The 23,263-nt window shown below is 55.2% G+C and carries 26 protein-coding genes; 23 read left to right on the forward strand and 3 right to left on the reverse strand.

What is annotated here, in order from left to right:
• Window positions 1–278 precede the first annotated feature (278 nt).
• From F457_RS0110215 to F457_RS0110240, 6 genes are all read left to right on the forward strand, one after another.
• Window positions 279–3,248: an NUDIX domain-containing protein gene (locus F457_RS0110215; RefSeq protein ID WP_018981044.1), complete on the forward strand. Its 2,970-nt coding sequence runs from the start codon at window positions 279–281 to the stop codon at window positions 3,246–3,248.
• Window positions 3,249–3,337: 89 nt separating this feature from the next.
• Window positions 3,338–3,970: a hypothetical protein gene (locus F457_RS0110220; RefSeq protein WP_018981045.1), complete on the forward strand. Its 633-nt coding sequence runs from the start codon at window positions 3,338–3,340 to the stop codon at window positions 3,968–3,970.
• A gap of 51 nt (window positions 3,971–4,021) precedes the next feature.
• Window positions 4,022–5,173, forward strand: coding sequence for a major capsid family protein (locus F457_RS12890; RefSeq protein WP_018981046.1), 1,152 nt, complete (start codon window positions 4,022–4,024; stop codon window positions 5,171–5,173).
• A 56-nt stretch (window positions 5,174–5,229) separates the two neighbouring features.
• Complete coding sequence (locus F457_RS0110230) at window positions 5,230–5,709, forward strand: hypothetical protein (RefSeq protein ID WP_018981047.1); 480 nt, start codon at window positions 5,230–5,232, stop codon at window positions 5,707–5,709.
• A gap of 2 nt (window positions 5,710–5,711) precedes the next feature.
• A complete protein-coding gene (locus F457_RS0110235) occupies window positions 5,712–6,167 on the forward strand; it encodes a hypothetical protein (RefSeq protein WP_018981048.1) in 456 nt (151 codons plus the stop codon).
• Window positions 6,164–6,676 carry a hypothetical protein gene (locus F457_RS0110240; protein ID WP_018981049.1) on the forward strand — a complete coding sequence of 171 codons (513 nt, stop codon included), beginning with the start codon at window positions 6,164–6,166 and terminating at the stop codon, window positions 6,674–6,676. Before F457_RS0110235 ends, F457_RS0110240 begins: the two co-directional genes overlap by 4 nt.
• An 80-nt stretch (window positions 6,677–6,756) precedes the next feature.
• Here the strand turns inward: F457_RS0110240 and F457_RS0110245 are convergent, their stop codons facing one another.
• Complete coding sequence (locus F457_RS0110245; RefSeq protein WP_026294348.1) at window positions 6,757–7,215, reverse strand: 5-fold beta-flower protein; 459 nt, start codon at window positions 7,213–7,215, stop codon at window positions 6,757–6,759.
• 168 nt (window positions 7,216–7,383) lie between these two features.
• Between F457_RS0110245 and F457_RS0110250 the strand changes: the two genes are divergently transcribed.
• Window positions 7,384–7,665, forward strand: coding sequence for a hypothetical protein (locus F457_RS0110250; protein WP_018981051.1), 282 nt, complete (start codon window positions 7,384–7,386; stop codon window positions 7,663–7,665).
• Between the two features lie 63 nt (window positions 7,666–7,728).
• On the opposite strand, the gene F457_RS0110255 is transcribed toward F457_RS0110250, so the two are convergent.
• Entirely contained in the window at window positions 7,729–8,415 is a 687-nt protein-coding gene (locus tag F457_RS0110255) for a hypothetical protein (RefSeq protein ID WP_018981052.1), read from the reverse strand.
• Between the two features lie 313 nt (window positions 8,416–8,728).
• Here F457_RS0110255 and F457_RS0110260 point away from each other — a divergent pair, with 313 nt between their 5' ends.
• Window positions 8,729–8,974, forward strand: a complete 246-nt coding sequence (locus tag F457_RS0110260; RefSeq protein WP_018981053.1) for a hypothetical protein — start codon at window positions 8,729–8,731, stop codon at window positions 8,972–8,974.
• Window positions 8,971–9,666: a Rha family transcriptional regulator gene (locus F457_RS0110265; protein ID WP_018981054.1), complete on the forward strand. Its 696-nt coding sequence runs from the start codon at window positions 8,971–8,973 to the stop codon at window positions 9,664–9,666. The genes F457_RS0110260 and F457_RS0110265 overlap by 4 nt, the downstream gene beginning before the upstream one ends.
• A gap of 44 nt (window positions 9,667–9,710) precedes the next feature.
• Here the strand turns inward: F457_RS0110265 and F457_RS0110270 are convergent, their stop codons facing one another.
• Entirely contained in the window at window positions 9,711–10,544 is an 834-nt protein-coding gene (locus tag F457_RS0110270) for a hypothetical protein (protein WP_018981055.1), read from the reverse strand.
• 169 nt (window positions 10,545–10,713) lie between these two features.
• On the opposite strand from F457_RS0110270, the gene F457_RS0110275 reads away from it, so the two are divergent.
• From F457_RS0110275 to F457_RS0110340, 14 genes are all read left to right on the forward strand, one after another.
• A complete protein-coding gene (locus F457_RS0110275) occupies window positions 10,714–11,712 on the forward strand; it encodes a hypothetical protein (protein ID WP_169584129.1) in 999 nt (332 codons plus the stop codon).
• 12 nt (window positions 11,713–11,724) lie between these two features.
• Complete coding sequence (locus tag F457_RS0110280; protein WP_018981057.1) at window positions 11,725–12,339, forward strand: hypothetical protein; 615 nt, start codon at window positions 11,725–11,727, stop codon at window positions 12,337–12,339.
• 79 nt (window positions 12,340–12,418) lie between these two features.
• A complete protein-coding gene (locus F457_RS0110285; protein WP_018981058.1) occupies window positions 12,419–13,387 on the forward strand; it encodes a hypothetical protein in 969 nt (322 codons plus the stop codon).
• On the forward strand, window positions 13,388–14,635 hold the full coding sequence (locus F457_RS0110290) for a hypothetical protein (protein ID WP_018981059.1): 1,248 nt from the start codon (window positions 13,388–13,390) through the stop codon (window positions 14,633–14,635).
• A gap of 2 nt (window positions 14,636–14,637) precedes the next feature.
• Window positions 14,638–15,084, forward strand: a complete 447-nt coding sequence (locus tag F457_RS0110295; RefSeq protein ID WP_018981060.1) for a hypothetical protein — start codon at window positions 14,638–14,640, stop codon at window positions 15,082–15,084.
• The gene (locus F457_RS0110300) at window positions 15,084–15,653 is read left to right on the forward strand and encodes a hypothetical protein (RefSeq protein WP_018981061.1); all 570 of its coding nucleotides are present in this window, start codon (window positions 15,084–15,086) and stop codon (window positions 15,651–15,653) included. The genes F457_RS0110295 and F457_RS0110300 overlap by 1 nt, the downstream gene beginning before the upstream one ends.
• Window positions 15,654–15,758: 105 nt before the next feature.
• Window positions 15,759–18,035, forward strand: a complete 2,277-nt coding sequence (locus F457_RS13400) for a lytic transglycosylase domain-containing protein (protein ID WP_018981062.1) — start codon at window positions 15,759–15,761, stop codon at window positions 18,033–18,035.
• Entirely contained in the window at window positions 18,032–18,733 is a 702-nt protein-coding gene (locus tag F457_RS0110310) for a hypothetical protein (protein ID WP_018981063.1), read from the forward strand. The genes F457_RS13400 and F457_RS0110310 overlap by 4 nt, the downstream gene beginning before the upstream one ends.
• A gap of 58 nt (window positions 18,734–18,791) precedes the next feature.
• Complete coding sequence (locus tag F457_RS0110315; protein ID WP_018981064.1) at window positions 18,792–19,046, forward strand: type II toxin-antitoxin system HicA family toxin; 255 nt, start codon at window positions 18,792–18,794, stop codon at window positions 19,044–19,046.
• Entirely contained in the window at window positions 19,043–19,402 is a 360-nt protein-coding gene (locus F457_RS0110320; RefSeq protein WP_018981065.1) for a type II toxin-antitoxin system HicB family antitoxin, read from the forward strand. Before F457_RS0110315 ends, F457_RS0110320 begins: the two co-directional genes overlap by 4 nt.
• Before the next feature lie 155 nt (window positions 19,403–19,557).
• A complete protein-coding gene (locus F457_RS12900; protein ID WP_018981066.1) occupies window positions 19,558–19,932 on the forward strand; it encodes a hypothetical protein in 375 nt (124 codons plus the stop codon).
• A gap of 66 nt (window positions 19,933–19,998) precedes the next feature.
• Entirely contained in the window at window positions 19,999–21,468 is a 1,470-nt protein-coding gene (locus tag F457_RS13405; RefSeq protein ID WP_018981067.1) for a baseplate J/gp47 family protein, read from the forward strand.
• Complete coding sequence (locus F457_RS12910) at window positions 21,468–22,091, forward strand: hypothetical protein (RefSeq protein ID WP_018981068.1); 624 nt, start codon at window positions 21,468–21,470, stop codon at window positions 22,089–22,091. Before F457_RS13405 ends, F457_RS12910 begins: the two co-directional genes overlap by 1 nt.
• Window positions 22,091–23,263: hypothetical protein (locus tag F457_RS0110340; protein ID WP_026294350.1), on the forward strand; the 1,173-nt coding region annotated here is incomplete at its 3' end. The genes F457_RS12910 and F457_RS0110340, both read left to right, overlap by 1 nt.

Raw genomic sequence — 23,263 nt, forward strand, 5'->3', positions numbered from 1 at the left:
TTGTTCCTTTGTTCATCATCAAAAGAACCACCTTGACAAAAGCTATTGTACATCGCATGTCGCGCGTGCTAGTAATGAAGCATCCCACCGGTGGTTCTGGCACTTGGTGGTTTTAAAGAGCGGGGGCCGAATCCCGCTCTTTTTTTATATCGCCTCTCCGTTAGCATATGTTGTCCCCTATAACAAAGATAACCCCTGCATATAGATAAAGCGCCGTAGCCACCTTTCGAGGTGGTTTTTTTATGCGCTCGTAACGCCCCCCTGAAAGCCCCTCCCTTATGCCTGCTTCTAACAACGACCAGCCGCGCGATGAAAACGGCCAGTGGGTCGCTAAAGGTGGCCCTAAACGTCAAGCCCTTCAGGACAAACACGCCAAGCTTCTCGACCGGTTAGAAAAGGAAGACGCTCACCGTCCCGCTTATGGAGCCGATGGCTGGGAGATGGGCAAAGGCGGATACGATACGCGCGGACAAGGCGAGATCAAGCGCCCGCTTGTGTTGGGAGAAGTGCCCCATCCGCACGATAAAAACACCCGCGTTCCTGTCGTGCTGCGGGAAGGAGAACAAACTACAACCGAGCCGATGGGATCAGGCTTTGGGCGGCGACATATTGAGTTCAGACACGGACAAGAAATCCGCAATAAGGGTTTTAAACATGCCCTTGACTACGCCTCCCACATTGCCAGCAATCATACTCTTGATCTTCACAGCCCTGTACATGGCTCGCGCGTTCTCGCGATCAAACCTGAAGAAGAAAGGTCAAATGCCAAAACGCATATGACCTCGATGCACCTATTGAATAATGGCGATCACTATTCAATCGGAACCGCATACGGTGCAAGATGGCGGGATATAAAAAAGCTGCCGAAGATAGCAGAGGACTCGCACGATCCTCTTAGTGCTCAACACGACCAGAGCAACAAGGTCATTCACCACGACTTACATGGGCCGTTACATCGCAGCACGGGCGAAAATTCACCATCTTCGGCACCTGAAACTTTACACGACGCCTCATCCTCTTTTCAAGCAAAACCTCTCTACCCGCCTGCTTATTTTCACTCTCCTCACGCATTGGAGGTTCCCGCTATGGATGAGAACGTGCAGGCGGCGGGCCGTGTTTATACGGCGAACGGGCGTCTGCTCCTGCTCAAGCGTCCCGATGGCGCATGGGGGATTGTCGCGGGGTCGTGCGAAGACGGAGAGACCGCCCAACAAACAGCCATCCGTGAATCCGCTGAAGAGATTGGCTGTGCGCCTGAGGGCAAGACGCTCTGGTCGGTGCAGATGCCGCGCTCTGATGGGCCGGGGGATTTCCGCGCCTATGCTGTCGCGCTAGAGCAGGATTTTACCCCCAGACTGAATGACGAACACACAGGCTGGGGCTGGTTTGAGGGCGATAAACTTCCCTCGCCGCTCTTCCCCGGCACGGCCGATATTCTCGACCGCTTCACCCTTGATATGGGCGCGATGTGCCGCAAGATGGCCGAGGGGAAATATACCTCCCCACAGCGCTTTATGAATGTCACGCTCTTTGCCATGCGGATTAGTGGCACGGGCTGGGCCTATCGTGGTGGTGAACGGCGCGAATATGCCTATCGCAACCGCGATGACTGGCTCACTCCCGAGGTGATGGAAGCCTGCCAAGGGATGCCGGTTGTGCTGGACCATCCCGATACCTCTGTCGTGACCGATGATTTCTATCGCGGCCGTTCCGTGGGATCGGTGGTCTATCCGTTCATCAAAGGTGATGAGCTTTGGGCCATTACCCGCATTCAAGATCGCCGCTTGGCCACAGTGCTCTCTCACGAGCCGTGGTCAACCTCCCCCGGTGTCATCAGCGGCAAAGACAGCATCAGCCGCCCATTAGGAGAAGACGGCACGACCCTTCTTCTTGAGGGCACGCCCTATCATCCCGACCATCTCGCCCTTGTTTCGGCGGGGGTGTGGGACAAGTACGGGCCGCCTTCAGGAATTGACGCACCCCCTACCCGACAACATGGAGACACGCCCCCTATGGCAAAGCTTAAAGAGGCCCTCCCCTCTGCACGAGACGCGCTGGCCACGCATTGCACCGTCGCACAAAAAGACGCCCAGGAGAGCGGAGATGCCGACAAAAGCGCCGTTTTCTCTAAGCTCTTGGAAGAGCTGGACAAGATTAAGGGCCTCATTGAAGGCGCGGCCACCGCCGAGCATGACGCTCAAGGCGATGACGCGCGGCCCGATGACACTGCCCTTGCTGAGAAGCTTCGCTCTATCGCCCAGCAAGCGGGCCTTACCGCCCCGTCAGAGGCTAAGGCAGATGAAGACACGGGAAGCACGCCTCCCATGCCCTCCAATCACATCCCCGGCAATCCACAGCCCGAACAAACCGACGCTACCCAAGAACCCGCCGCCGCCCCCGCAGACCGCGAAGGGTTGGCTGATGAACTTACCCAAATTGCGCAGGACGCCATGACCGACACACCCGACAAAGACAAAGCCGAAAAAGACACCCGCCACGACGCTGAAAAGGAAGCCCCCGATGAAGGCCGCACAGAAGAGCGCCAAGACGGGGCTGAACCCGACGCTCCAGACACACCGGAAGAGAAAAAAGACCGCAAGGATGGGGTGATTGACCCTGCCTCCGCTCAAGCTGACCGCAAGGACGAGGGCAACGCGCATGACATGCTCGCGAAGATGGTGGACGCCATGCGCAAAGGCGGCGTTGATGATGCGGCCATTGCCCAATGCATCACAGACTGCGGAGGCGACCCTCAAGCCTATCTTCCAGCGGAGAATGAAGAAAACCGCCGCATTCGTGAGCAGCTCGCTGAGATGGATCGACGCGATCAAGAGCGACGCGATGAGCTGGAAGAGGTGAAGAGCCGCACCAAGCCCCTTTCCGACGAAGAACATAACGAGATCAGCGAGCTTCAATCTCGCACAGACGCCGTTGCGCAGCCTCTTGGGGTGCAAACCCCGCGCTATGTCCCCGGTGAGACGGTCGCAGGCTATGGGCGCCGCTGTGCCGAGCTGCTTAAGCCGCATTCTAAAGAATGGGCTACAACCAACCTTGCCGGCTTAACCCCTGAAGTGTTCGCGATTGCGTCTCGCCAAATCCACAAAGACGCGCAAGAAGCCGCTAAACGCCCCACCACCTACGCCGATAACGCGCCAATTCAGGCCATTCGCCAGCGCAGCGACACCGGGCATAGCCGCACGGAGTATCGCGGCTCCTTTAGAGCGGGTTTTGGGGCTTTCATGGCGTAAGTCAGCACGCTCCCTCACTCCACCATCTTTTCGGCCGCTCTCTTTAGGGCGGCTTTTTTATATCCCCCGTCTTCTTTGGACAGTCCCTTATGAACCCTTACAGCACCACCCAAGCCTCAGGCCTGTTTAGCAGCGACACAACCGGCGCGATGCAAGGCCTCTCTCTTGCCGACCCAGCCACGCGCTACCGCCTCTCCCAAGGCTATGTCTCCCCCAACGAAACACTCCCCATGTGGGGCGGTCTTGCCGTGTCTGAGCATATTTCAGGGATCGCAGGCAGCGGCCCTACAAACGCGGCATCCATGAGCAGCCGAATGGGCAGCGAGCTCAAACGCGCGACCTCCGCTACCGACATGATCGGCGTTACGCTGTATGACCACGGCAACCATATGATCGTCATGCCCGGCAGCAACGCGGCGCAAGCGGCTCCCGGCAACTCCATCGGCTTTGCCCGCTTTGGCTCCAACATGCGTGTCCCCGTGCCCGCTGACCCCGCACTGCGCCAGCAAATTGGGCAGAACACCAACCTCCCTCTCGGCTGGGACTTTCAAAATCAGCGCCTCATCGCGGGAACGTCTGGCAATACGATCCCCGTTCGCCTGCTGGAAATCTACGAAACAGGCGGCCAGTTCGTCAGATACGACGCCACGAAGCAAACACTGAATTGGACGTACGCCGACGATAACGCCAAGGACACCATCCTCGTGCTGATCCAGCTTTAACGCGCGCGCCCCTGCTTCTCTCCCCCATTTCCCTTATAGGATCACGTCACTATGGGTCTCCTCGCTCCTGCCCGTTTTACGGTCAATCCCTCTTTTACCTCCCCGCGCGCACTGGTCAGCCAGTCGGTTCGCTCGGGCTTTATGCACCTCTTCCCCAATGGGCGTCCTGATGTGAAACTCACTGAAGGCGCCAAGGCCGTTTATGTGCCGATCTATGATATTCGCACGCTGGCTAAAGGCGCTCAAACAGGCGGCAATGAACTACCGAGCGTGCAGATTAACGCCTCCCTCATCAGCACCCCCGTGTATGAGCAGAAAATCCGGGTTGTCTATTCCCGCGAAGACCTCAACGCGGCCGCCAGTTGGCAGCTCTCCCTCGCCAATGCTTACTCACTGGCGATGCGTCAGGGCCATTTCCAATTGCTGCGTGACATCGCCCTCTTTGGCTTTAACCCCCAAAGCGGTGAAGGACTGCTTAATAGCGCCAGCGGCACTGTTAGTGAGAGCCTGCCGGCCGATAGCCAAGGGCACACAACGCTGGATGCCTATGATGCGGGCGAGGCCCTCCAGGCCTTCTTACGTGCCATTAACGGACGGCTCAATGCCTGTAATCTGCTCGGGGTTTCTGCCCAATATAACGCCGGCGGCCCGCCGGTGCGTGTCGTCATCCTCGCCCCACAACGCGTGCTCGGGCTGATGGCGTCCCGTGTGGTTGAGCTGACCTCCTACCAACGCCCCGGTGCGGGCTCTGCGTCCATCACACAATCCATCATTGATGTGATGAAGGGCTCTAATGTTGAGGTCATCTTCGCCCCTGATGACAGCCTAAAAGAGCGCGGCACGAACAACACGGATGCCGTTGTGCTGACCATCCCAGAGCTGCCGGATATGGGCGCTCAAGGCGCGTTTGATACCAATATCTTTGGTGATGAGTATGAATCCCAAGAGCGCGGCTGTAATGCGCTGTTTGTGGATCGCGACCTCCCTGCGGAAATCACCGGCCCGATTGGCGCTGAAGGCACCGATCTTGTGAGCTTCATGAGTTCCACAGCCGGCTGGTCATTGCGTGGGGAAGCAACAGCCATCCTCTCCGTCCCCGTGTCCAACAGCAACGAGTTCTCTTTAGCTGGATCGTCTAGTGGAACCCCCGCCACACCAGCGGCCGACAGCTCGGGCACGACACCGCCCAAAGCAGCCTCTTAACGCCACGTAACGGGAGGGCACACCCGCCTTCCCGCCTTCTTTGACGGAGAACAGCCATGGAACTATTTATCGGCAACCCGACCCAGCAAACCCATATCTTTACCTACCGGCGCTTTGGCCAAAAAGTAAGCGAGCCGTCCCGTGTCGCCATCCCGGCCGGGGCGCAAATCTCCATACCCGATCTTGATGCTGACGATATACGCGACATTATTGACCAGCACCGCGCCTTCGGCTTCTGCACCCTCAAAGAAGCTCAGCATAACCCGGCCTATCGAGGGCTGATCTACTCTGAAGACTGCGCTGTGAAGTTTCATGACCTCGCCAATGGCGTGCAGGACAATCATGAAAAGCTGAAAAAAGAAGGGGCCAAAACGCGCAAAAAAGCCGCTGAAACCATTGCGGGGCGCACGATGGCCACCACCAAAGGCAAGCGCAACAAAACGCAGTCCCTAGAAGTCTCACTCTCCGCGGATGGCGATCACGACGCCGCCCCCAGCAGCTTCTCTCAAGAAACATACGCCGCCGCAGGAGACTAAGCATGGCCAATGGCACGCCAACCCTTGAGGGCTTCACCGAGTTTGTCACAGACGTGATGGGCGTGCCGGCCGCTTCCTTCCCCAGCGAAGGATCGCTTGGCATGGTGTTCCGCCTCGCCCGTGACCTCGTTATGACCGACCTGAACGCGATTGACCCGTCGCTCTATGAAGCCTGCGTCTACAACCTCGCCGCGTCATATCTGCTGAAATTCGCACAAGACCCTTCCAGTGCGTCCAACCCGACCTACTGGGCCGATATTCGGAAGAAGCTAGGTATGAACACCACCACACCGGGCCTGATCCAATCCAGCTCCGACAATGGCACCTCTCAAAGCTGGATGATCCCCGATAGCCTCAAAAATCTCTCTTTGGCAGACCTCGACGCCATGAAGAACCCTTACGGCCAATTCTACCTCTCCATCATGCAGCAAGTAGGCAGTGTCTGGGGGATGGCATGAAGCTCTGTCTTGGTGTGAAAGACGTTGTTTATGGTGGCAAGAACGGCCAAGCCACCACCACAAGCCAAGTGGCGCAGATTTTAGAGGAACGCTACGGCATCTTCTCGGGCTTTTTAGAGGCCAACAGTGAGTGGCTCACTCAGGAGATCACTACCGCCCTCGCCGGTGCCGCCGCCTCTGCCCTCGTGAATGCAGAGCCCGTTGGGCCGCCTCTCGAACGCGTCGCCGAACAGCTCGCCCACAAGCTCTTCGCGGCCATCAGCGACGGCTCGATCGAGACCATGACCCACGGGCCGGGCCACGTCCCCACACTCGCCGCTCAGATGGGGGTTAATCACCGCTCTAAAAGTGGGCTGAACGGGATAAGCCCCGCCCAGCTAAAAGCCTTCCGCAAGGCACAGAGAAAGCTGCCCAAAGACGAACGCACCCGCCCTGTAGGAGACCCCCGCCCCTCCTTCATCGACACCAGCTTGCTTCACTCCTCCATCAAAGGATGGACGAAGGAGTGAGGCCGTATGTTTTCGTAAGGGGAAAGTGCCTTATGAGAGGAGAGCTTATAAATTCTTCCATCTGCATATAACGCTTTGCCTTACTTAGTTTTATGGGTGATCAATTCGAAAGCAGCGAGATTATTCCCCGGAGGGACGCTTCCTAAGCTGCTGCCATATGCATCACTAACACTGCCATCTGAAGCAATGTGCCCTAAGGTGACGCCATAAGGATCATCAATTTCACCATTAGAAAGAACTTTACCTATAGTGACACCGTAAGGATCATCAATTTCACCATCGGAAAGAATTTTCCCTTCAGTTTGTCCATATTGGTTATCGAACTCCCCGTTGGAAAGAATTTTCCCCTTAGTGTTACCGTACTGGTCCTCAACCTCGCCATCAGACAAAACTTTTCCCCGATCATCTCCATATTGATTACTCACATTTCCACTATTTAATGAGCCTTGAATATTATCATCCGCCATTGCTGGAAAAGGAGACATCAACAATGGAAATAAGAGAAGGGATGATGCAAAAATAGAACGACAATAAGACACAATAAATTCTCCTTTTATGTTCAGAATGATTGTTTGATAATTCTCATTCAAAAACAATAGAGTGAAGAATTATTGTTTTTTAACCTTATCGCCATGTTTCTTCTTTTGACGGCACACATATCCGCCTCACCGGGCGGCTTTTTTGTGCCCAAACGGAAAGGACACTCCATGCCCAACCCAACGCTCATTCCCTTCACGCCAAGTAATGACAGCGCCCCGCCATTCAGCGCACAAATCACCGTCGCAGAAGGGCTCATCATCCTCAGAGCCGCTTGGAACATGGCCGGTCAACGCTGGTATATCGCGATAAAGAACGACGGCGGCGAAACACTCCTCTTCCGCCCGCTTATTGGTTCCCCTATGAATTTTGATATAAACTTGATTCGTTCAATCTCTACGTCCTCGCTCGTATATCGTGAGGATAATCAGACGCTTGAGGTCGTTGTTTAGGAGAGATGCCGTGACCGCTGGAACTGTTGCTCTTGTTTTCCTCCTTGCAGGAGTAACGCTGCATTAACCTTGCTTCTTTAGAGAAAAAAGTCTTCGTAAGAAGGATTGCTTTTTAGTGACAGGATGAAAGCGTTCTTCGGATGGGGTTTTCTCATCTGCCTTGATTGCTATGGAAAAATTAATATCACTCTCGTTTTTTTTCTTAATAATCACCCCATCGGGGATTTGGTCGAGATGGTATTTATAGAAGAATCTACACATGCAATCAGGAACCCCTCCTATTCCAGGAGATAAGTCCTCTACATATTTAATGTTTTTATTAATAATAAACTTATCAGTTAACCAAGTATTTTTTAATAAAAAGAACTCACCATGATGATGAAATTTTTTGCAAATATTAGACCCCATCCACAAGGGAATTTCATCCTCATCCAGTTCATCTCTATTCATTAAGGCACTATATCCCGCTTCATGCCTACTATACATAACTGCACCTATGGCCATATTCTTCTTTGCGTTAGCATAATTCATTGCGCCGTTAATAGCTGCGCCATTATCAATATATTGTCGTCGTTGGGAAAATTTACTTTCCCCTACTTTTCTAACGAGTTGGAATTCACACTCAGGGACTTCAAAATATCCGGGGTATACATCAAATAACTCTTTCTCCCCGTTTCCCTTATAACAATACTTACTAATAGACTCTATAATTCGTGTCTCTTCTTCAGACCTTTTAACTTTATCGGACATATCACTCATCTCCTAGACCCGTTGAAACATTCAATTACGCCCCAAGCCGATTTTTACTAAAACTCTGATTGCTTCGGCGCGACTCATCTTATTAGCAGATGCCCAGCTATCGATCTCTTTCACAAGATCAGGTGGCATTCTTGAGCCGATTAAAGGATAAGCCCCACCTGTTGAAGGTCTTCCGCGGCCTCTCTTTTTTAGATTATCTTTTATTAACATACTCATAATTAATGATTATCTAAAAATACAGGACGGCGCAAGGTCTGGAACACCTCGAGCCGCCCCTAACCCTAAACAAGGAAAGAGTACTTCCATGCTTAACGCTGCGGAAAACCATAGCAGTTTCTCGGCTCCTGTAGAAGCACAAGATACGTCCATCGGAGCTGCTTTAAATGAGCTTTACGATATTCAAGCAACCCTAGACTCTCTTTCTCAAGGCGATGAGCCTGTAAGAGCCGTTGCAGTGGCTTACCTCGCAAAGAGACTAGAATATGTGCATGATGGCTTAGAAATGGGTATTCCCCGTTCTATGCGCTCCGTTCAAGGAGGTGCAGCATGAGCGCCCTTCTGAACACGCCCCTCACCATGTCCAGCCGTGAAATTGCCGAGTTGACAGGGAAGCAGCACAAGAATGTCATTCGTGACATTGAGAAGATGCTGGAGGGGCTAGAAATAGCTCGGCTCAATTTTGAGCACAGCTATATCGGGGAAGATAATACGAAGAGGAAATGCTACAATCTCAACAAAGAGCTTATCTACACCCTGATGGCTGGCTATAACGTCAAGCTTCGCAACGCCATTATCAAGCGCTGGATGGAACTAGAGGAATCCCCTCAGCTTCGCGTTCCACAAACGCTTCCCGAGGCGTTGCGATTGGCAGCGGAGCAAGCGGAAGAGATTGAGCAGCAAAAGGCCCAAATCTCCTCTATGCAAGATGACGTGTCGGCTTTTGATCGGATCGCTAAAGCAGAGGGTGCCTTAAACATCACCAAGGCCGCCAAGGCGCTCCAGATTAAGCGGAAAGACCTGTTCGAGTATCTCCATCGTCACAAATGGATTTACCGTCGTAATGGGGATAGCGAATGGCTTGGTTATGCCTCCCGCACGCAAACGGGCGACCTTACCCATAAAGTCACCACCATTTTACAACCTGATGGCGAAGAAAGAGTGTGTCAGCGTGTCCTTGTCACCCCGCAAGGGATCAGCAAGCTCGCAAAGCTTTTACCGCCACGACTTCAAGCCGTCGCTTAAAACACAGGGGCCGCCTCAAAAAAAGGCGGCTCCTATCTAAAAGCTTATTGATTACCGGAATCGTTTCCGCTCGTATCCCAATCCAAGTTGGTTATTCTAGTGCCATCCTTGGGCTCTAAGGCTGGTTTTTCAACAAAACAATGAGCCCCAGCAACTCTCAAAGCGATTGCAGTAAACGCAGACATCTTCTGAATATATTTCTGATCATCCGCAGAGGAAGAAGTAAATGAACGTCTATCAACATTATCAATGGCGCAGTCTCGATTGTGCCATAGCCGATCCGTAGCTTGATACACGTGGCATTTAACAGCAATGTGGGTACTAGCCCCTTCTGCCATTAAGTCCTGAGCCTCTTGGTCTTCATCAGGCCAAGGAAGGTCAAACTGAGCACATGGCGGGTTATCAGGCACTGTCAACTTAACCAGCCCATAAGGGTTCACGCCATAGCGTCCGTTTTTGTCGCGTCCCCCTGCGTAGAAGGTGAGCTGCTCGTTATCGGGCACCACCACGCAGCGATAGGACGCAATGGTTTGGTATTTACTCTCTGCCACTTGCTCAAAAAGCGGAATGTCTCGTGCGGCCTCTGCGCGGCATTGTTGAAGCGTCCGAAATGGGAGCGCTGAGGGCGAATGGCCACGCACGGAAGCCTCTGTAATGGCACCGTCAGACGAGCCAAAGCGCCGATCTAGCTGGCCGGGAATGTTCTGGCCTGCGCCCATTTTCATGCTTGCCCAAGCAATCGGATTGCGGTCGCGCAGCTCGGTTTTCTCGTCAATATCGTCAATACCTTGTGGGAAGACATACCGATCATACCCCACAGGTTTCATTGGGTGCGGTGGGCCAGCCCACAATAAAACAACCAGTGCAACCGAACTCATAACGCACCCCTTCTTACTCTTCTATGGAGACTTATTCATGCGTTACTATGACTTACGCGTTGTAAAACCAAAAGAGAGCATGACGCAGAGCAAAGACCCTAATTCTATACGTGGCACTCAAGATAATGTGAAAACTCATCCGACCCCATACCTAATGTTAGGCTCCTACATGAAGCGTAAACCGGGGGGATACGGCTGGGAGGTCGGCGGTCCTAATGATGAGTTTCACCCTAACGCGCTAGAAATTGAGTTCCAGATTAACGAGACCTCGATTGATTCCTTCGATAGTCCCAGCGGAAATGCCTCCATCACCATTCACGGTGTGGATATGCACCAGATCAAGACGGCCTCCCGCCTTGTGGGCTCAACGGTCGTCTTAAAGGCCGGTATGGGCAAGGGCCTGCCGCTGAGCAACCCGAACCAAACGGGAGAAATTCTGAACGGTACGGTGCTTACGGCTGTGGGGAACTGGGTTGGGGTGGCGATGGACCTCACGCTTTACCTCTCTAACCATGTGATCCCTCCGCAGGATATAACATTCCCTACCGTTGAAGGGGTCGCCAAGCAGATTGACAGCAGCAAGCCACGCAACACGCATTACCCGTTCCATTGCCTACGTGGGCAAGACCTCTGCCAAGCCATAAAGCTTAGTTTGCAGCGGATTAACCCCGACTACGACACAGAGTTTAACGTCAAAGACCCCGTCCCGGCTCCTGAAGATTTATATGGCTCCTACCCCAACTTTACCGAGCTTTGCGCGGCTATGTCTGAGTTCTGGCACCAAGCGACGAAGAAACGTCTGAGGATTTACCCTCATGGCACGGTCTTTTCTTGCTATGAAGAAGGACGTGCTGAGGTCACACATGATATTCTGTTTGAGGAACTGATCGGCCAGCCCAGTTGGGACGGTGTGGCGAATATCTCTTTCACAACAGCCATGCGCGGCGACCTCAAGGTTGGGGATGTCATCCGCCTGCCTTTGTCTGACACGCCCACCCCGTCAGGCTATGGCGTGATTAGTGCGACGGGTACTGAGGCCATCGGCTTGCAACGCAACCGCGTTCTCTTCTCTGGCACCTATTTGATTATTGGCATTTCCCATCTCGGCCAATTCCGCTCACCTGATGGGCAGCAATGGGCCTCTACCTTCTTCTGTGTTCCTGCGTAAAAGGATCGTATCATGCCGCATTTCCGTAAAAGCCCGCCCTCTCACCATTTGCCGCTCATGGTGCGCAAACATGCGGGGTCTGTCGCTAGCCATAACCGCAAGGCTCTTCCTGCCTCTATCCTGTCGATGAATGGCCGTATTGCAACCGTGCAAGTTGAGGTGGATTGTAACCCCGCGCTTCCGCCGCTGACCGTGCCGATTGCTGAAAGCGAATATGTCCGCACGCCTCTACAGCCGGGATGCAAGGGCGTTCTTTTGGGGGCTGACCTTTCCCTTGGGGCCATGAGCGGCCTGAGCACGAGGCGGCCAACGCTCACAGAGACATCCGATAACATTGGCAATGCGGTCTTCCTCCCCCTCACCAACGCCCAATGGGAGAAGCTCGACGCTGAGATGCTCCATCTCTACGGCGTACGCGGTGTGCAGCTCACGAACACACTCAACGGCAACGCCTCTGTCACGCTGACAGACAACACCATCACGCTCTCCACCGGCGGCGCAAGCATCACGCTAGAAGGCGGCACGGTGACAATCACCGGCAACCTCGTGATTAACGGCACACCCTACAAAGCCCACACACACTCCAACGGGAATAATGGAGCTCCTACGGGTGGGGTTTTGGGATGATATATAGCGCTGCCTGCCAACAATAGCCGCCCCAACCGGGCGGCTTTTTTTATGTCCTTTTCCTAAGGAGCCCCTTGCTATGCCGTCACTGGATGAACTGAGCGCGTCTGCGGGCACGCCGATTGCTAATGCGCTTGAGGCGGGACTGCGCGATACGTCTTACAACCGCACCGTGTCTTTTACGAAATACCGCCGCGCGGTCTTGCCGGTGGACGGGTTTGTCTTTTGGGTCATCACCGACGACACACGCGAGGTGCCGGGGTCGCTCCATATCACGACCGGGAGCGAGCTGAGCGAAGACCAGTCTTACGACCAGAGCACGGTCATTCTCACCACCTCCCAAGAAATTCACGCCTTTCATGATCGCGCTCTTGATGAGGTCTGGGTGGGGGATGTGGAAGGCGTGCGCTTTGCTATTAGCTCCCGGGCCAGCCGCTATGATCAAGCGGGGCTGTTCCATTATCTAGGCGGCACGATCCGCCCTGCTTTTGCCAGCCAGTTTATCGACGACCCCACCCTTTTTGACGCGATGGGGCCGGTAACCAGCAGCTCCCTTGCGCTCTTTCTTGTCATGCCAGCAACGCCTTCTATCGCGCTCAACTGGTGCCCGTGGCCGCCCGATGTGCCGCTCTTTCCGTCCTTTGCGGTGCCGGACAATCAGCCCACGCCCTATATCGCGATCCATCACGACCCCGCCGGTGGCAAAGCCCAAACCATGAGCGCACTTGACCCGGCCACAGGCTCCACCTCCCGGATTGTGTGCGAGAAGGTGCGCCTGCGCCTCTATGGTCTGACCCATCAGCAGGCTGAAAATATCGTGAGTTACATCTTGCACTGGGCGCTTCTGCACCCTGAGACCATCGGCATCACCAACAGCCCTCATATTCGCGATGAAAAGCAGGCAATGGCTGAAATTAACGCGCTCGCCATGTGCAAGACCCTTGAGTTTGACGTGATGTATCCCCAAGCCGCCGTGCGCAACACCGCGCTGGCACTTATTCGTCGCGTTGTCCCAACCCTCTCCCATCCCCTGACAAGGACGCCCTAAATGCCCCAGATTGTCACTATTAATGAAAGCATCATTCGGGGCGCGGCCCCTAATTTGCTGCAACAAAAGGGACTGCTCGTCTCCTTAGGCGGCACGAACACAGCCGCCGGCACACTCTCGTTCCTCTCTGAACCCGCTGACCTCACCGCTCTGCTGCCCACAACGACGGCATCGTCTGCTTCGTCCTCTTCCGCCTCACCGTCCACGTCGCCGGTGTCGAGCAGCAGCTCCACGTCATCGGGAAGTAGCACGGCTTCTTCCCCGCTTCCGTCCACCACAAGCGCGCCATCCCCAACCGTTGAGCTGCAAGCCATGGCGGCTTCATGGTTTGCCAATAGCACAGCGGGTGTCTGGGTGCTGGAATTGGGCACAACGAAGACCATCGCTGATGATCTGAAAGCCTTCCTAGAGAAACACCCGCAGAGCTTCTATGGCGTTGTCTTGCCTCGTGGCGTCTTGGCGATTGATCCTAATCTTCCCGCTTTTCTTGCCAATCAAGGCAGCAATAATACGCGGCTCTATGCCTTCCTCTGCGGGACAAAAGATGACGCTAAGACGCTTACGGCCAACTCATCCAAAGCCGTGTTTTATGGGGCCGAACATAGCACGGCGAACCTCACACAAGAGCATCTCGCCAGTGCGGTATGCGCCCAGTTCCTCTCGGCACGGCCGGGGCCGGTTAATCGCCTCGCCCCGATGAATTTCCGCTTTCTCACCGGCATTACCCCGTGGCCAGAAGCAGGCAATGGCCCCGCCTTTGCCGCGATGAAAGAGGCCAATATCAGCTTCCCCGGTACGGCACGGGAAGGCGGTGTGAGTGGCACGATCCTCTTTTGGGGGAACTTCCTCAATGGCGACCCTATGAGTGAATGGTATGGGGCAGACTGGGCGGCGATTAACCTTGAGCTTCAGCTTGCCAATCTCATCATTGAAGACAGCCAGCCCGGTATCCGCCCTCTCATCTACGATCAAAACGGGATTGACCGCCTCACCGCCCGCGCGGAACAGACGCTCGGCGGCGGAGAAGCAGCGGGTTGTATCGTCAGCTATTCGCTGACCGCGACCTCTTTTGCGGCATATGTGAGCCAAAACCCCTCCGCCTATCAAAGCGGGGATTATAGTGGTGTGGCCGCCACCATCGCCACGCCGCGCGGCTTCCTCTCCCTGACATTTAATCTCGCCGTGGACTTTAGCGGTCAATCGGTTGTGGCGGCTGTGTCCTCAACGGCCTCCAGCACAGGAGCTTAATCATGGCTATTAGTCCCAACACCCCACAGGGGATGCTCAACCGCCTGCGTGGTTCGGTCATCATCCCCAGCAATTCAGCCCTCAATGTCACCTCTGACTTCCTCACTCCAGAAGGGATTGAAATCCAGCCGGAAGGCAATGTGACCGACCTTCTCGATACGATGACAGGCCGGGTGGGCTCCCAAGCGGCCAAGCAGAACATCAATGTGGTGATTAATTTGGTGCGCAGCCAAAGTCTCGCCACCGCCTATTACAACCAGATCAAGAAGAATACCGCTCTGGGCGATCTTCGCATTATCTCCGACAGCTCCAGCCAGCCCGACCGCACAATTCGCAACGCCTATATCATCAGCCGTCCAGAAGAAGCGCTGAACGGCACACAAGTAAAATGGAACGTCACGATCGGCGGCTATGAAATCGTCAATAGTGATTTGTGGGAGGCCGCCTAATGAGTACAGTCACCATCAACCCAGCCCTTAATCTGGTCGTCCCGCTCAATGATAAGCGCAGCTTTGTCCATTGCCCGCCCATGACGCGTGAAGCCTTCGCGAGCTGCTGGTCATTGTTGGCCAAAACATGGAGCCGCCTAGAGGGCGATAATCTCGGCATTACAGCAGGGGCAGCCGTTGCGGCCTATGCTTTGGCCGACATTGCCCGCCAAGACGACCCGGAAATCCCGGGAAGCGACGCCGCCTACCGCTCCTTCATGGCCGAACTCCGGCGCAATGCCTCCTATATTGGCCCGATGGAAGAAGATGGCTTTGGACCCGTCCCTCTAGCCACTGCTCTGAAGAAGGGCTGGATCAACGATGACGATCAAGATGAGATCGACAATGCGCTCGTTTTTTTTACGCTCGGCTCGCGCCTCCTACCGAAGGGGCGCAAGAAACTCATCTTTTCCTTGATGTCCAAGCTGCGTGGTGTGGGCGCTTCCTCATTGAGTGCTACGGAGTACGCCGCTTCCAAGCAGAACTCGACGCAGGACGCACCTACTGGCGCGACGGCGGAGGCCTCATAGCCGATATTTTTGATTGGCTCACCGGCCCCGCCTTCCATGAAATCATGGGCGACAACAGCCCTTTTGACAATGGTGCGCAATATCGCGCCCGACTGATGGCCCGCTATGGTTAACCAAACAAGCGTTATTGACATCTCCGTTCAGTATCAGGAGTTCCTGGACTATATCGAGGCTGTTGAGCGGTATCGCACCTTACTCAAAGAGTCGGGCGAGGAGCTGAGCCGTGCGGTTAAAATGCCGCACGGGGCCAGCCATGAGCGCGAAAAAGCCACAAAAGGGGAAGCCAGCGCAACCAAAGAGCTTGTCACGATCAACCAAAGTCTTGTCGGCACAGAAAGCGACCGCAACAAGCAGCTCAAGGAAGGCAATCGTCAGCTTACCGACCGCAAGCGGCGCAAAGAAGAGGAAGGACGGGTCGAGAGGGAAAATATCCGACGCGTCCAATCGTTCGCTCGCTCACCCTTAGGCAAGATCGCCTATGCAGCGGTCGCGATGAAGGGCGTTCAACTAGGGTTTGCGGCCTTTCAAGGACTCCAAAACATCGCCCATTCCGGCGCGGCCTTACGGGCTCAGAGCCTGCGAACACGGATGGATGCAAGCCATATTAAAGCATGGCAGAACAACCTTGAGCCTTACGACCCTGAAGGCTCCCTCATGCAAGCGGCCAACCGCGCGACACGCGACGCTGGCTATGCCGCTAAGTTACGCGGTATTGGGGTCGATACCTCCAGTAGGGATATGAACAAAATCCTTGCGTCGCTTGTCCAGACCCTCCCTCAATTTGAACGCAAGCATAAAGGAGACAATGAGGACGCTATTTGGGATGGCCGTCATCTCAGCGATCTTCAGGGCGCGGCTATTTCACTCGAACAGGCGCCTGACAAAGAAGTGCGCGCTATTCCGGGCACTGTGGAGGCTAACGCTAAAGAGGCTCATTATAACAAGGAGGCCCTAACCGCGGCTCAAAAGGCCGCGCTTAATGATAGACGCCGCCAAAATGAGGCCGAAGCAACCAAGCTCAACAACTTTGCTCCGACCATCGACAAGGCCATGGGAGAAGCCCGGAAAGCGCAAGAAAATCTTGATGCCGTCACGGACTCTGCTGGCAGGTTGGCCATACAGCTTGATAAAATCACCAACGGCAACGGTCTATTGGCTCTGGCCGGGATCGCCGCGATCGCCCCAACCTTAGGAGGCATGGCCCTTAAAAAGGGCTTCCAAGGAGCAGAGAAAGGTATCCGCGCCCTCCTGGGCAAAGGCGGAAAAGGAGCGGCAGCAGCCGGAGAAGCCGCGGCTGAAGAAGGCGCCGCTGCTGAAGGAGCCGCAGGAACGGCCACCGGCGCAACAGAAGGCGCGGCAGCAGCCACTGAGGTAGGCGCAACGATTGGCAGTAGTATTGTCAGCGTGCTCTCTACCGCGCTCGCGGGCGGCACGATTGCGGGAGCCACGGGCTGGGCGGTCGGTCGTGACGTTAAGGACAACGGCTATAGCCCGTTTGATCCCTATGCGGGCACATTAGGGCCGCACGACAAAGAGGCTGAAAAGAAGCAGGACGATGAACGCACAGACTATCTAAAAGTCTTCAAACACTATCAGGACAGAACCGGGGCATGGACCACATGGGACTTTAACGAGGCCAAAGAGCGGCAGCTGATGGGCCGAGATGACAAACGCCCTAAAACCCCCACCAAGGCCCCGCCGCCCACGCTCGCACAAGCCAGCCCCCGACCTGACAAAAGCGCCTCCTCTTCTTCTGCTTTGACGCACGTTGACGGTATGCGACGGCTGCTTGACCTAACGGCAGGCATCTTGGAGTGTGAACGCACACTAGTCGACCAAAAACGCGACGGGAACGCAGGCCCCCCCATGCTCGCGACCTCGACCATGACAGACACGCCTGCCCGTTCCTCCAATGGGGCGGCAGCGCCAACGCTGGCCGAGACCGGAGGACAAGCACCTGATCTGGATCGTCTCACAGGTGCCGTGGCGATGGCCGAAAGTGGCGGGAACCCAAACGCCGTCAGCCGCGTCGGGGCCAAAGGATTGCTCCAACTCATGCCCGCTACCGCACGCGAATATGGTGTAACTAATCCGTTTGACCCGCTCCAATCATGGAGAGGTGGGGAAGCGATGCTCGCCCGTCTAAGGCGAAAATATCATGGCGACACAGAAAAAACCCTTGCCGCTTACAATATGGGCTCGGGCAATTTAGATCGCGATATTCGCGAACGCGGCGCAAACTGGAAGCAAGGGCTGCCCAAAGAAACGACGGACTATATCCCCCGTGTGCTCCAAAATCTTTCCCGCGGCACCGTTGTTAAAATCGAAAATTATAGCGGCCAAAACATCGCCGTTTCCTCACGACAGGGAGCCATTTTATGAGCGTTGGCGGTATTCTCAACAAGGCAGGACGCACAATCGCGCAAATGGCCTATCAGAGCTCGCCCATCATCCTCACCGGTGGCGTGGCCGAAAAACTTGGCGGCACGGTGCCGATCTTGCTTTATACGCAGGCCGTCGCCACCGCCAACGGGCTCCTCGCAGGCGGCCTCTCGGGCAAGCTAAACCTGCCAAATCTCGATAATATGTGGGCAACATGGAACCCACAGAGTGGCAGTAGCTTGCTTGAAAACGAGGTGGGCACCTACCCGTTCGCCAACCAAACCGTGGCCGCTAACGCGGTGGTCAGCAAGCCCCTTCAGCTCTCAATGCAATTACGCTGCCCGCCCAATGGCCCCGGTGCGATGGTCACAAAGCTGGCCACACTCCAAGCCCTGAGCGCCATCCTCAACAAACACACGCAAATGGGCGGCACATTTGTGGTCATCACACCGGGGCAGATTTACACCTCCATGCTGCTCACCCGCATTATCGACACCTCACCCGATGCCCAGCAATTCCCTGCCGCCCAGTTCCAGTTCGACTTCGTGCGCCCTCTCACGCAGGTAAAAGAAGCCCAAAAGAAAAAGAATGGGCTGCTCAAAAAGCTTTCCGGCGGCCTCAAGGGCCTCGGTAGCTGGGACGATATGGGCAGCGGAAACCTCCTTGAAATCCCGCTCTCTTCTCTAGACATTATTTAACGAGCTGGGAGAACCTCTTTCTCCTTCCCATGATACTAAAATATGATATTATTTACGGATGGAAGCCAAGCACCGCAAAACGCTCGAACTCATCTTTAAGCGTCCTGTCTCGGGCAATGTGCCTTGGGCGTCAGTTGAGGCACTCTTTACCGCGTTAGGCGGTGAGGTGAGCGAACGTGAAGGATCGCGCGTGGGGGTGTTTCTCTTTGGGGAAGTGAGGGTCTTTCACCGCTCTCACCCCAAACCGGACACAGACAAGGGAGCGATTGCTTCTGTGCGGAAATGGCTGGAACAAAACGGAGTAACGCCATGAAGAACATTCTGACCGTTGGCGGTTATAAAGCCGTCGTTGCTTTTGACCCCGAGACGGGGCTTTTCCGTGGGGAGTTTCTGGGCCTCAATGGCGGTGCTGACTTCTATGCCGATAGCGTTGAAGGGCTAAAAACGGAAGGCGAGGCCTCCCTAAAGGTCTTCTTAGAGATGTGCAAAGAGAAAGGGATCAGCCCTAAACGCCCCTATTCTGGGAAGTTTCAGGTGCGTCTTTCGCCTCAAGAGCATGCACGCGCTGTTGAGCTCGCAGCCTCGCGCGGGCTCAGCCTCAATCAACTCATTAGTGAGTCCCTGCGCACCAATGAAGGCGCATCATCCCCGAGCACCCACCCTGCCTAACGAGCAATCTCATCAAACGTTCCTTTAGGGGCGAGAAAATGGGGCATCAAGTTTCACCGGTGAAACTCATTCCGATACCGATTTATTAAGACATCATTCCACTCCCAAAGCCGCTCCTCACCGGGGCGGCTTTTTTAGTGCTCGGAGACACTCTTATGCGCGTCTGGACACGTATCAAACAACCCGACGGCTCGCGTCGCTGGCAGGCCGTTGACGGCGACGAAGCCAACATTGCATGGCTGCAAAATGCCCTGCTCCTTCAGCTTGGCGAGGCCCCCTTCTCCACGGATTGGGGAATCCCTGTGTCTCAAACGCTGGTAACGCGCATCTGGCCGGATTATTACCTCAACCTCACCCAAGAGCGCTTCCGTGAAACGTTCCCCATGCTGCAAATCACACGCCAGCAGAACGACTCTAACCCTAATCCGTCATACGTTATTCGTGCGCTCCTCAATGACGGCACGGTCTATTCCAACGCGAAAAATGCCTTCAACCAAGAGCACAGCCAGACGGGGCCTTGGTCGTCCTAAGCCCACGTCCCTCTCTGCTTTTCACCCTCCCCTCACCGGGAGGGTTTTTTATTGCCCGGAGCTTTTATGGCCATTATCGACCTCACAGACGCCCAGCTCTCCGTTTTGGAAGAGCGCTATCCCGGCCTCTTGACCACACTAAACAATAGCGGCGTGCAGCCAACTGACCCGCAAACCTTGCGAGACCGGCTCATCGCGACGGCCACCACCCGCAGCCCCGGTGTGACGACCGACCTTCCCGGCACGTTAACCGAAGACATGGCCTCAACGGCGATTGGCGCTCTTGCTCAAATTGATCAAGCCAAGGTCGATCTGATCAACTCCGTTTCCCCACTTAATGCCACCCCCGCTTTCCTTGATGAATTTGGGGAGGTTTATGGCGTTAAGCGAGGAGCTGGGGCGAACCCCTCAGCCTATGTGACTTTCACGGGGCCGCCGGGACTTTATCTAGCCGCCGGCTTCCAAGTCTCTGACGGTATTTACACTTACGAAACGCAGGAAAACTATACGATCCCCGCCAATGGTGTGCTCCCTCAAGTCTATGTTCTGTCCCTGACAGAAGGCACGACCATCATTCCAGAGAATTCCATTACCACCATCGTGACCGGCCTTGCCGCCGGCATTAACCTCAGCGTGACCAACCCCGTTAAAGGCACGGCTGGAACCGGGAGTGAAAAAGACAGCGACTACCGCGCCCGCATCCTCCAAGCAGGGCAACGTACCGCTCAAGGCACACCGGGCTTTATTCGCTCATGCCTGCTTAATGTACCCAATGTGCTCCCCCGCTCCATCCGTGTTAATGTTCTTCAAGATCGCGGCTATAGCATCATGGTTGATGGAGGTGATCCCAACCAGATTGCCGGCGCGATTTACACAAGCTGTTTTGACCTGCCGTCACTCCAACCAAGCATCAACCCTATTGCAAACGCCACACGCGCTAACCCTTGCGTCATTGCCTCCGAACTCACCCATGGCCTGACAGACGGGCAGACCGTCACCATCGCGGGCGAAACCGCCATGACGAGCATTAACGGCAGCTTCACAGCCTCTGTTATTGACGCGTCCCATTTCTCGATCCCGGTCGACACGACAAACGCCCCTCTTTATAGCGGCAATGGCGTGCTCCAGACCAACCCGCGCGACTTGGCGGCCTTTGTCAGTGACGGCCCAGACCGTTACGAGGTCGCCTTCATCCGCCCTCTTCAGCAAAAGGTGAAGCTCTCTATCCGCTGGCAGACCAACAATGCCGGGGTCGTCGATGATAGCATCGTGACGCAGGCGATTGCGCCGCAACTCTCCAACTATATCAACAGCCTCACCGTTGGGGCACCGCTTAGCACACTGCAAATGGGCACCATCACAGAGGCCGCTTTGTTGCAACTCCTCCCCGGTGCCACGATTGCGAGCCTCTCCTTTACCGTCTTTTTGGATGGGCTGCTCAGTAGCCCACCGCCCAACAGCGTTATCATTGAAGGCGACCCTCAAAGTTACTTCATCACCAGCCCCGATCAGATCACCCTTGAGCGAGACGGCTAATGCAAAATACCCTCACAGCCCCCGCTTATGCCTATCAGCAATTCTCTGATGACCCTGACATCATGGCGCTCTTTGCGGCCTATAACGAGATGGCCCAAAGCACCTTGTCATGGATGATCGCCCACCCGCTCGCTTTGTATATGCGCCCCACCCTCACAGGTGGCCTGCTTGATTATGCCGCTTTGTGCCTGTACGGCATCGCCCGTCATCAGGTCGGCTCATCGCAGATCGTTAATATTGTAGGCGCGATTGATACAACGCCGCTCAATACGCTCCCCGTGGACGGGAACCAACTTCCCCGCACATCCTCGCGCTTTGATGTGACCGACGACCTCTTCAAGCGACTTTTGACGTGGCATCTCTATAAAGGAGATGGCCTGCAATTCTCCATCCCGTGGCTTAAACGCCGCATCATGCGCTTCCTGACAGGGGATAACGGCCATGCGTGGCGCTTTAACAGCACAGCCTCCGTGAGCATCACACTCCGCGACCATAGCGTCATCATCGCGATTGCCAAAAAGGCGGCGAACGAGCATCTCATCACGCTTCTTGGTGCTTTGATCCGTAACGGGCTGCTTTCTGTTCCCGCTGCTTTTACATACTCCATCACGCAAGGTGACTAATGTTCCTCTTTACAAACAGGGCCAAGACGCAGCTTGCCCGCAATGTGGGGGTCAATGATACCACCCTCACCCTCATGTCGGGCGGCGGGGCACTCTTCCCCGCTCCTTCAGGAAGCGACGAGCTGTTCCCGCTCACCTTGGCCTCTGCTAACAATCCCGACAATTACGAAATTACCTATTGCATAGCCCGCAATGGCGATGTGCTGACCGTCCAGCGCGGGCAAGAAGGCACAACGGCGCGTAGCTTTATGAGCGGCGATGTCGCCTCGCTCAATGCCACCGCCACAACTTACCGACGCCTCGCCCAAGCAGGCCATCTCGGCACGTTCAGCCCTGAAGTCGCCGCCACACAAGGGGGCTACAAACGCGGGGCTATCGTTAATGACGACAGCATCGCAACAACCTATTGGGTCAATCTCCAAGACGGCAATACAACACGGCCCGGCTCTGACAACCCGACATGGCAAGCGCTTTATATGGCCAACTTTGTCTCTGGCTCTGGCAACGTGCCTTCCGATGTTAGTGTTACCGGGCTTTGCATTGGCATCAATGGCACGGTTCCCGTTGCCAAAGACAACACTGGCAAGCTCTGGTTCCTTGCCAGCACCGACGCTCTTTCGGCTGAAATAAGCCGCGCTCAATCGGCTGAGAGCCAGCTCCAAAATTCCCTTAATGCTGAAACGCAGCGGGCAGAAGCAGCCGAAGCAGGCTTGCAACCTAAGGGGCCGTATCTTGTTGGCTCTAAAAATGCCTCTGAAGATGTGCCTGCTCTGGGGGTCTGTATCGGATTTCAGGGCACTATTCCTGTCATTAAAGATAGTAATGAGGTCATCTGGTCGCTCGCAACGCGGGCCTATGTGGATGCCGAAACCCAACGAGCGCAAGCCGCCGAAGCAGGGTTGCAGCCTAAAGGGGCGTATGTGCTGGGCTCTGGCAATGTGCCTTCCGATGTGCCTGTTGTTGGGCTGTGCATTGGAGAAAACGGCACGGTTCCCGTTATCAAAGACAGCACTGGCAAGCTCTGGTTCCTTGCCAGCACCGACGCTCTTTCTGCCGAAACAAACCGTGCTCAAGCGGCTGAGGCACAAGCTGTGTCGGGCACCTATGGCCTGATTGCGGGAACGCACCGAGCCAAGGCCATGATTGAAGGAACAGATGGGAACATGGCCGTC

Origin of the sequence: Saccharibacter floricola DSM 15669 (assembly GCF_000378165.1) — a bacterium.
GTDB classification, from domain to species: domain Bacteria; phylum Pseudomonadota; class Alphaproteobacteria; order Acetobacterales; family Acetobacteraceae; genus Saccharibacter; species Saccharibacter floricola.

Excerpts from the sequence above, each read along its gene's own strand:
- F457_RS0110215 (WP_018981044.1), top strand. The coding sequence starts at position 279 with ATGCCTGCTTCTAACAACGACCAGCCGCGCGATGAAAACGGCCAGTGG.
- F457_RS0110220 (WP_018981045.1), top strand. The coding sequence starts at position 3,338 with ATGAACCCTTACAGCACCACCCAAGCCTCAGGCCTGTTTAGCAGCGAC.
- F457_RS12890 (WP_018981046.1), top strand. The coding sequence starts at position 4,022 with ATGGGTCTCCTCGCTCCTGCCCGTTTTACGGTCAATCCCTCTTTTACC.
- F457_RS0110230 (WP_018981047.1), top strand. The coding sequence starts at position 5,230 with ATGGAACTATTTATCGGCAACCCGACCCAGCAAACCCATATCTTTACC.
- F457_RS0110235 (WP_018981048.1), top strand. The coding sequence starts at position 5,712 with ATGGCCAATGGCACGCCAACCCTTGAGGGCTTCACCGAGTTTGTCACA.
- F457_RS0110240 (WP_018981049.1), top strand. The coding sequence starts at position 6,164 with ATGAAGCTCTGTCTTGGTGTGAAAGACGTTGTTTATGGTGGCAAGAAC.
- F457_RS0110250 (WP_018981051.1), top strand. The coding sequence starts at position 7,384 with ATGCCCAACCCAACGCTCATTCCCTTCACGCCAAGTAATGACAGCGCC.
- F457_RS0110255 (WP_018981052.1), bottom strand. The coding sequence starts at position 8,415 with ATGTCCGATAAAGTTAAAAGGTCTGAAGAAGAGACACGAATTATAGAG.
- F457_RS0110260 (WP_018981053.1), top strand. The coding sequence starts at position 8,729 with ATGCTTAACGCTGCGGAAAACCATAGCAGTTTCTCGGCTCCTGTAGAA.
- F457_RS0110265 (WP_018981054.1), top strand. The coding sequence starts at position 8,971 with ATGAGCGCCCTTCTGAACACGCCCCTCACCATGTCCAGCCGTGAAATT.
- F457_RS0110270 (WP_018981055.1), bottom strand. The coding sequence starts at position 10,544 with ATGAGTTCGGTTGCACTGGTTGTTTTATTGTGGGCTGGCCCACCGCAC.
- F457_RS0110275 (WP_169584129.1), top strand. The coding sequence starts at position 10,714 with ATGAAGCGTAAACCGGGGGGATACGGCTGGGAGGTCGGCGGTCCTAAT.
- F457_RS0110280 (WP_018981057.1), top strand. The coding sequence starts at position 11,725 with ATGCCGCATTTCCGTAAAAGCCCGCCCTCTCACCATTTGCCGCTCATG.
- F457_RS0110285 (WP_018981058.1), top strand. The coding sequence starts at position 12,419 with ATGCCGTCACTGGATGAACTGAGCGCGTCTGCGGGCACGCCGATTGCT.
- F457_RS0110290 (WP_018981059.1), top strand. The coding sequence starts at position 13,388 with ATGCCCCAGATTGTCACTATTAATGAAAGCATCATTCGGGGCGCGGCC.
- F457_RS0110295 (WP_018981060.1), top strand. The coding sequence starts at position 14,638 with ATGGCTATTAGTCCCAACACCCCACAGGGGATGCTCAACCGCCTGCGT.
- F457_RS0110300 (WP_018981061.1), top strand. The coding sequence starts at position 15,084 with ATGAGTACAGTCACCATCAACCCAGCCCTTAATCTGGTCGTCCCGCTC.
- F457_RS13400 (WP_018981062.1), top strand. The coding sequence starts at position 15,759 with ATGGTTAACCAAACAAGCGTTATTGACATCTCCGTTCAGTATCAGGAG.
- F457_RS0110310 (WP_018981063.1), top strand. The coding sequence starts at position 18,032 with ATGAGCGTTGGCGGTATTCTCAACAAGGCAGGACGCACAATCGCGCAA.
- F457_RS0110315 (WP_018981064.1), top strand. The coding sequence starts at position 18,792 with ATGGAAGCCAAGCACCGCAAAACGCTCGAACTCATCTTTAAGCGTCCT.
- F457_RS0110320 (WP_018981065.1), top strand. The coding sequence starts at position 19,043 with ATGAAGAACATTCTGACCGTTGGCGGTTATAAAGCCGTCGTTGCTTTT.
- F457_RS12900 (WP_018981066.1), top strand. The coding sequence starts at position 19,558 with ATGCGCGTCTGGACACGTATCAAACAACCCGACGGCTCGCGTCGCTGG.
- F457_RS13405 (WP_018981067.1), top strand. The coding sequence starts at position 19,999 with ATGGCCATTATCGACCTCACAGACGCCCAGCTCTCCGTTTTGGAAGAG.
- F457_RS12910 (WP_018981068.1), top strand. The coding sequence starts at position 21,468 with ATGCAAAATACCCTCACAGCCCCCGCTTATGCCTATCAGCAATTCTCT.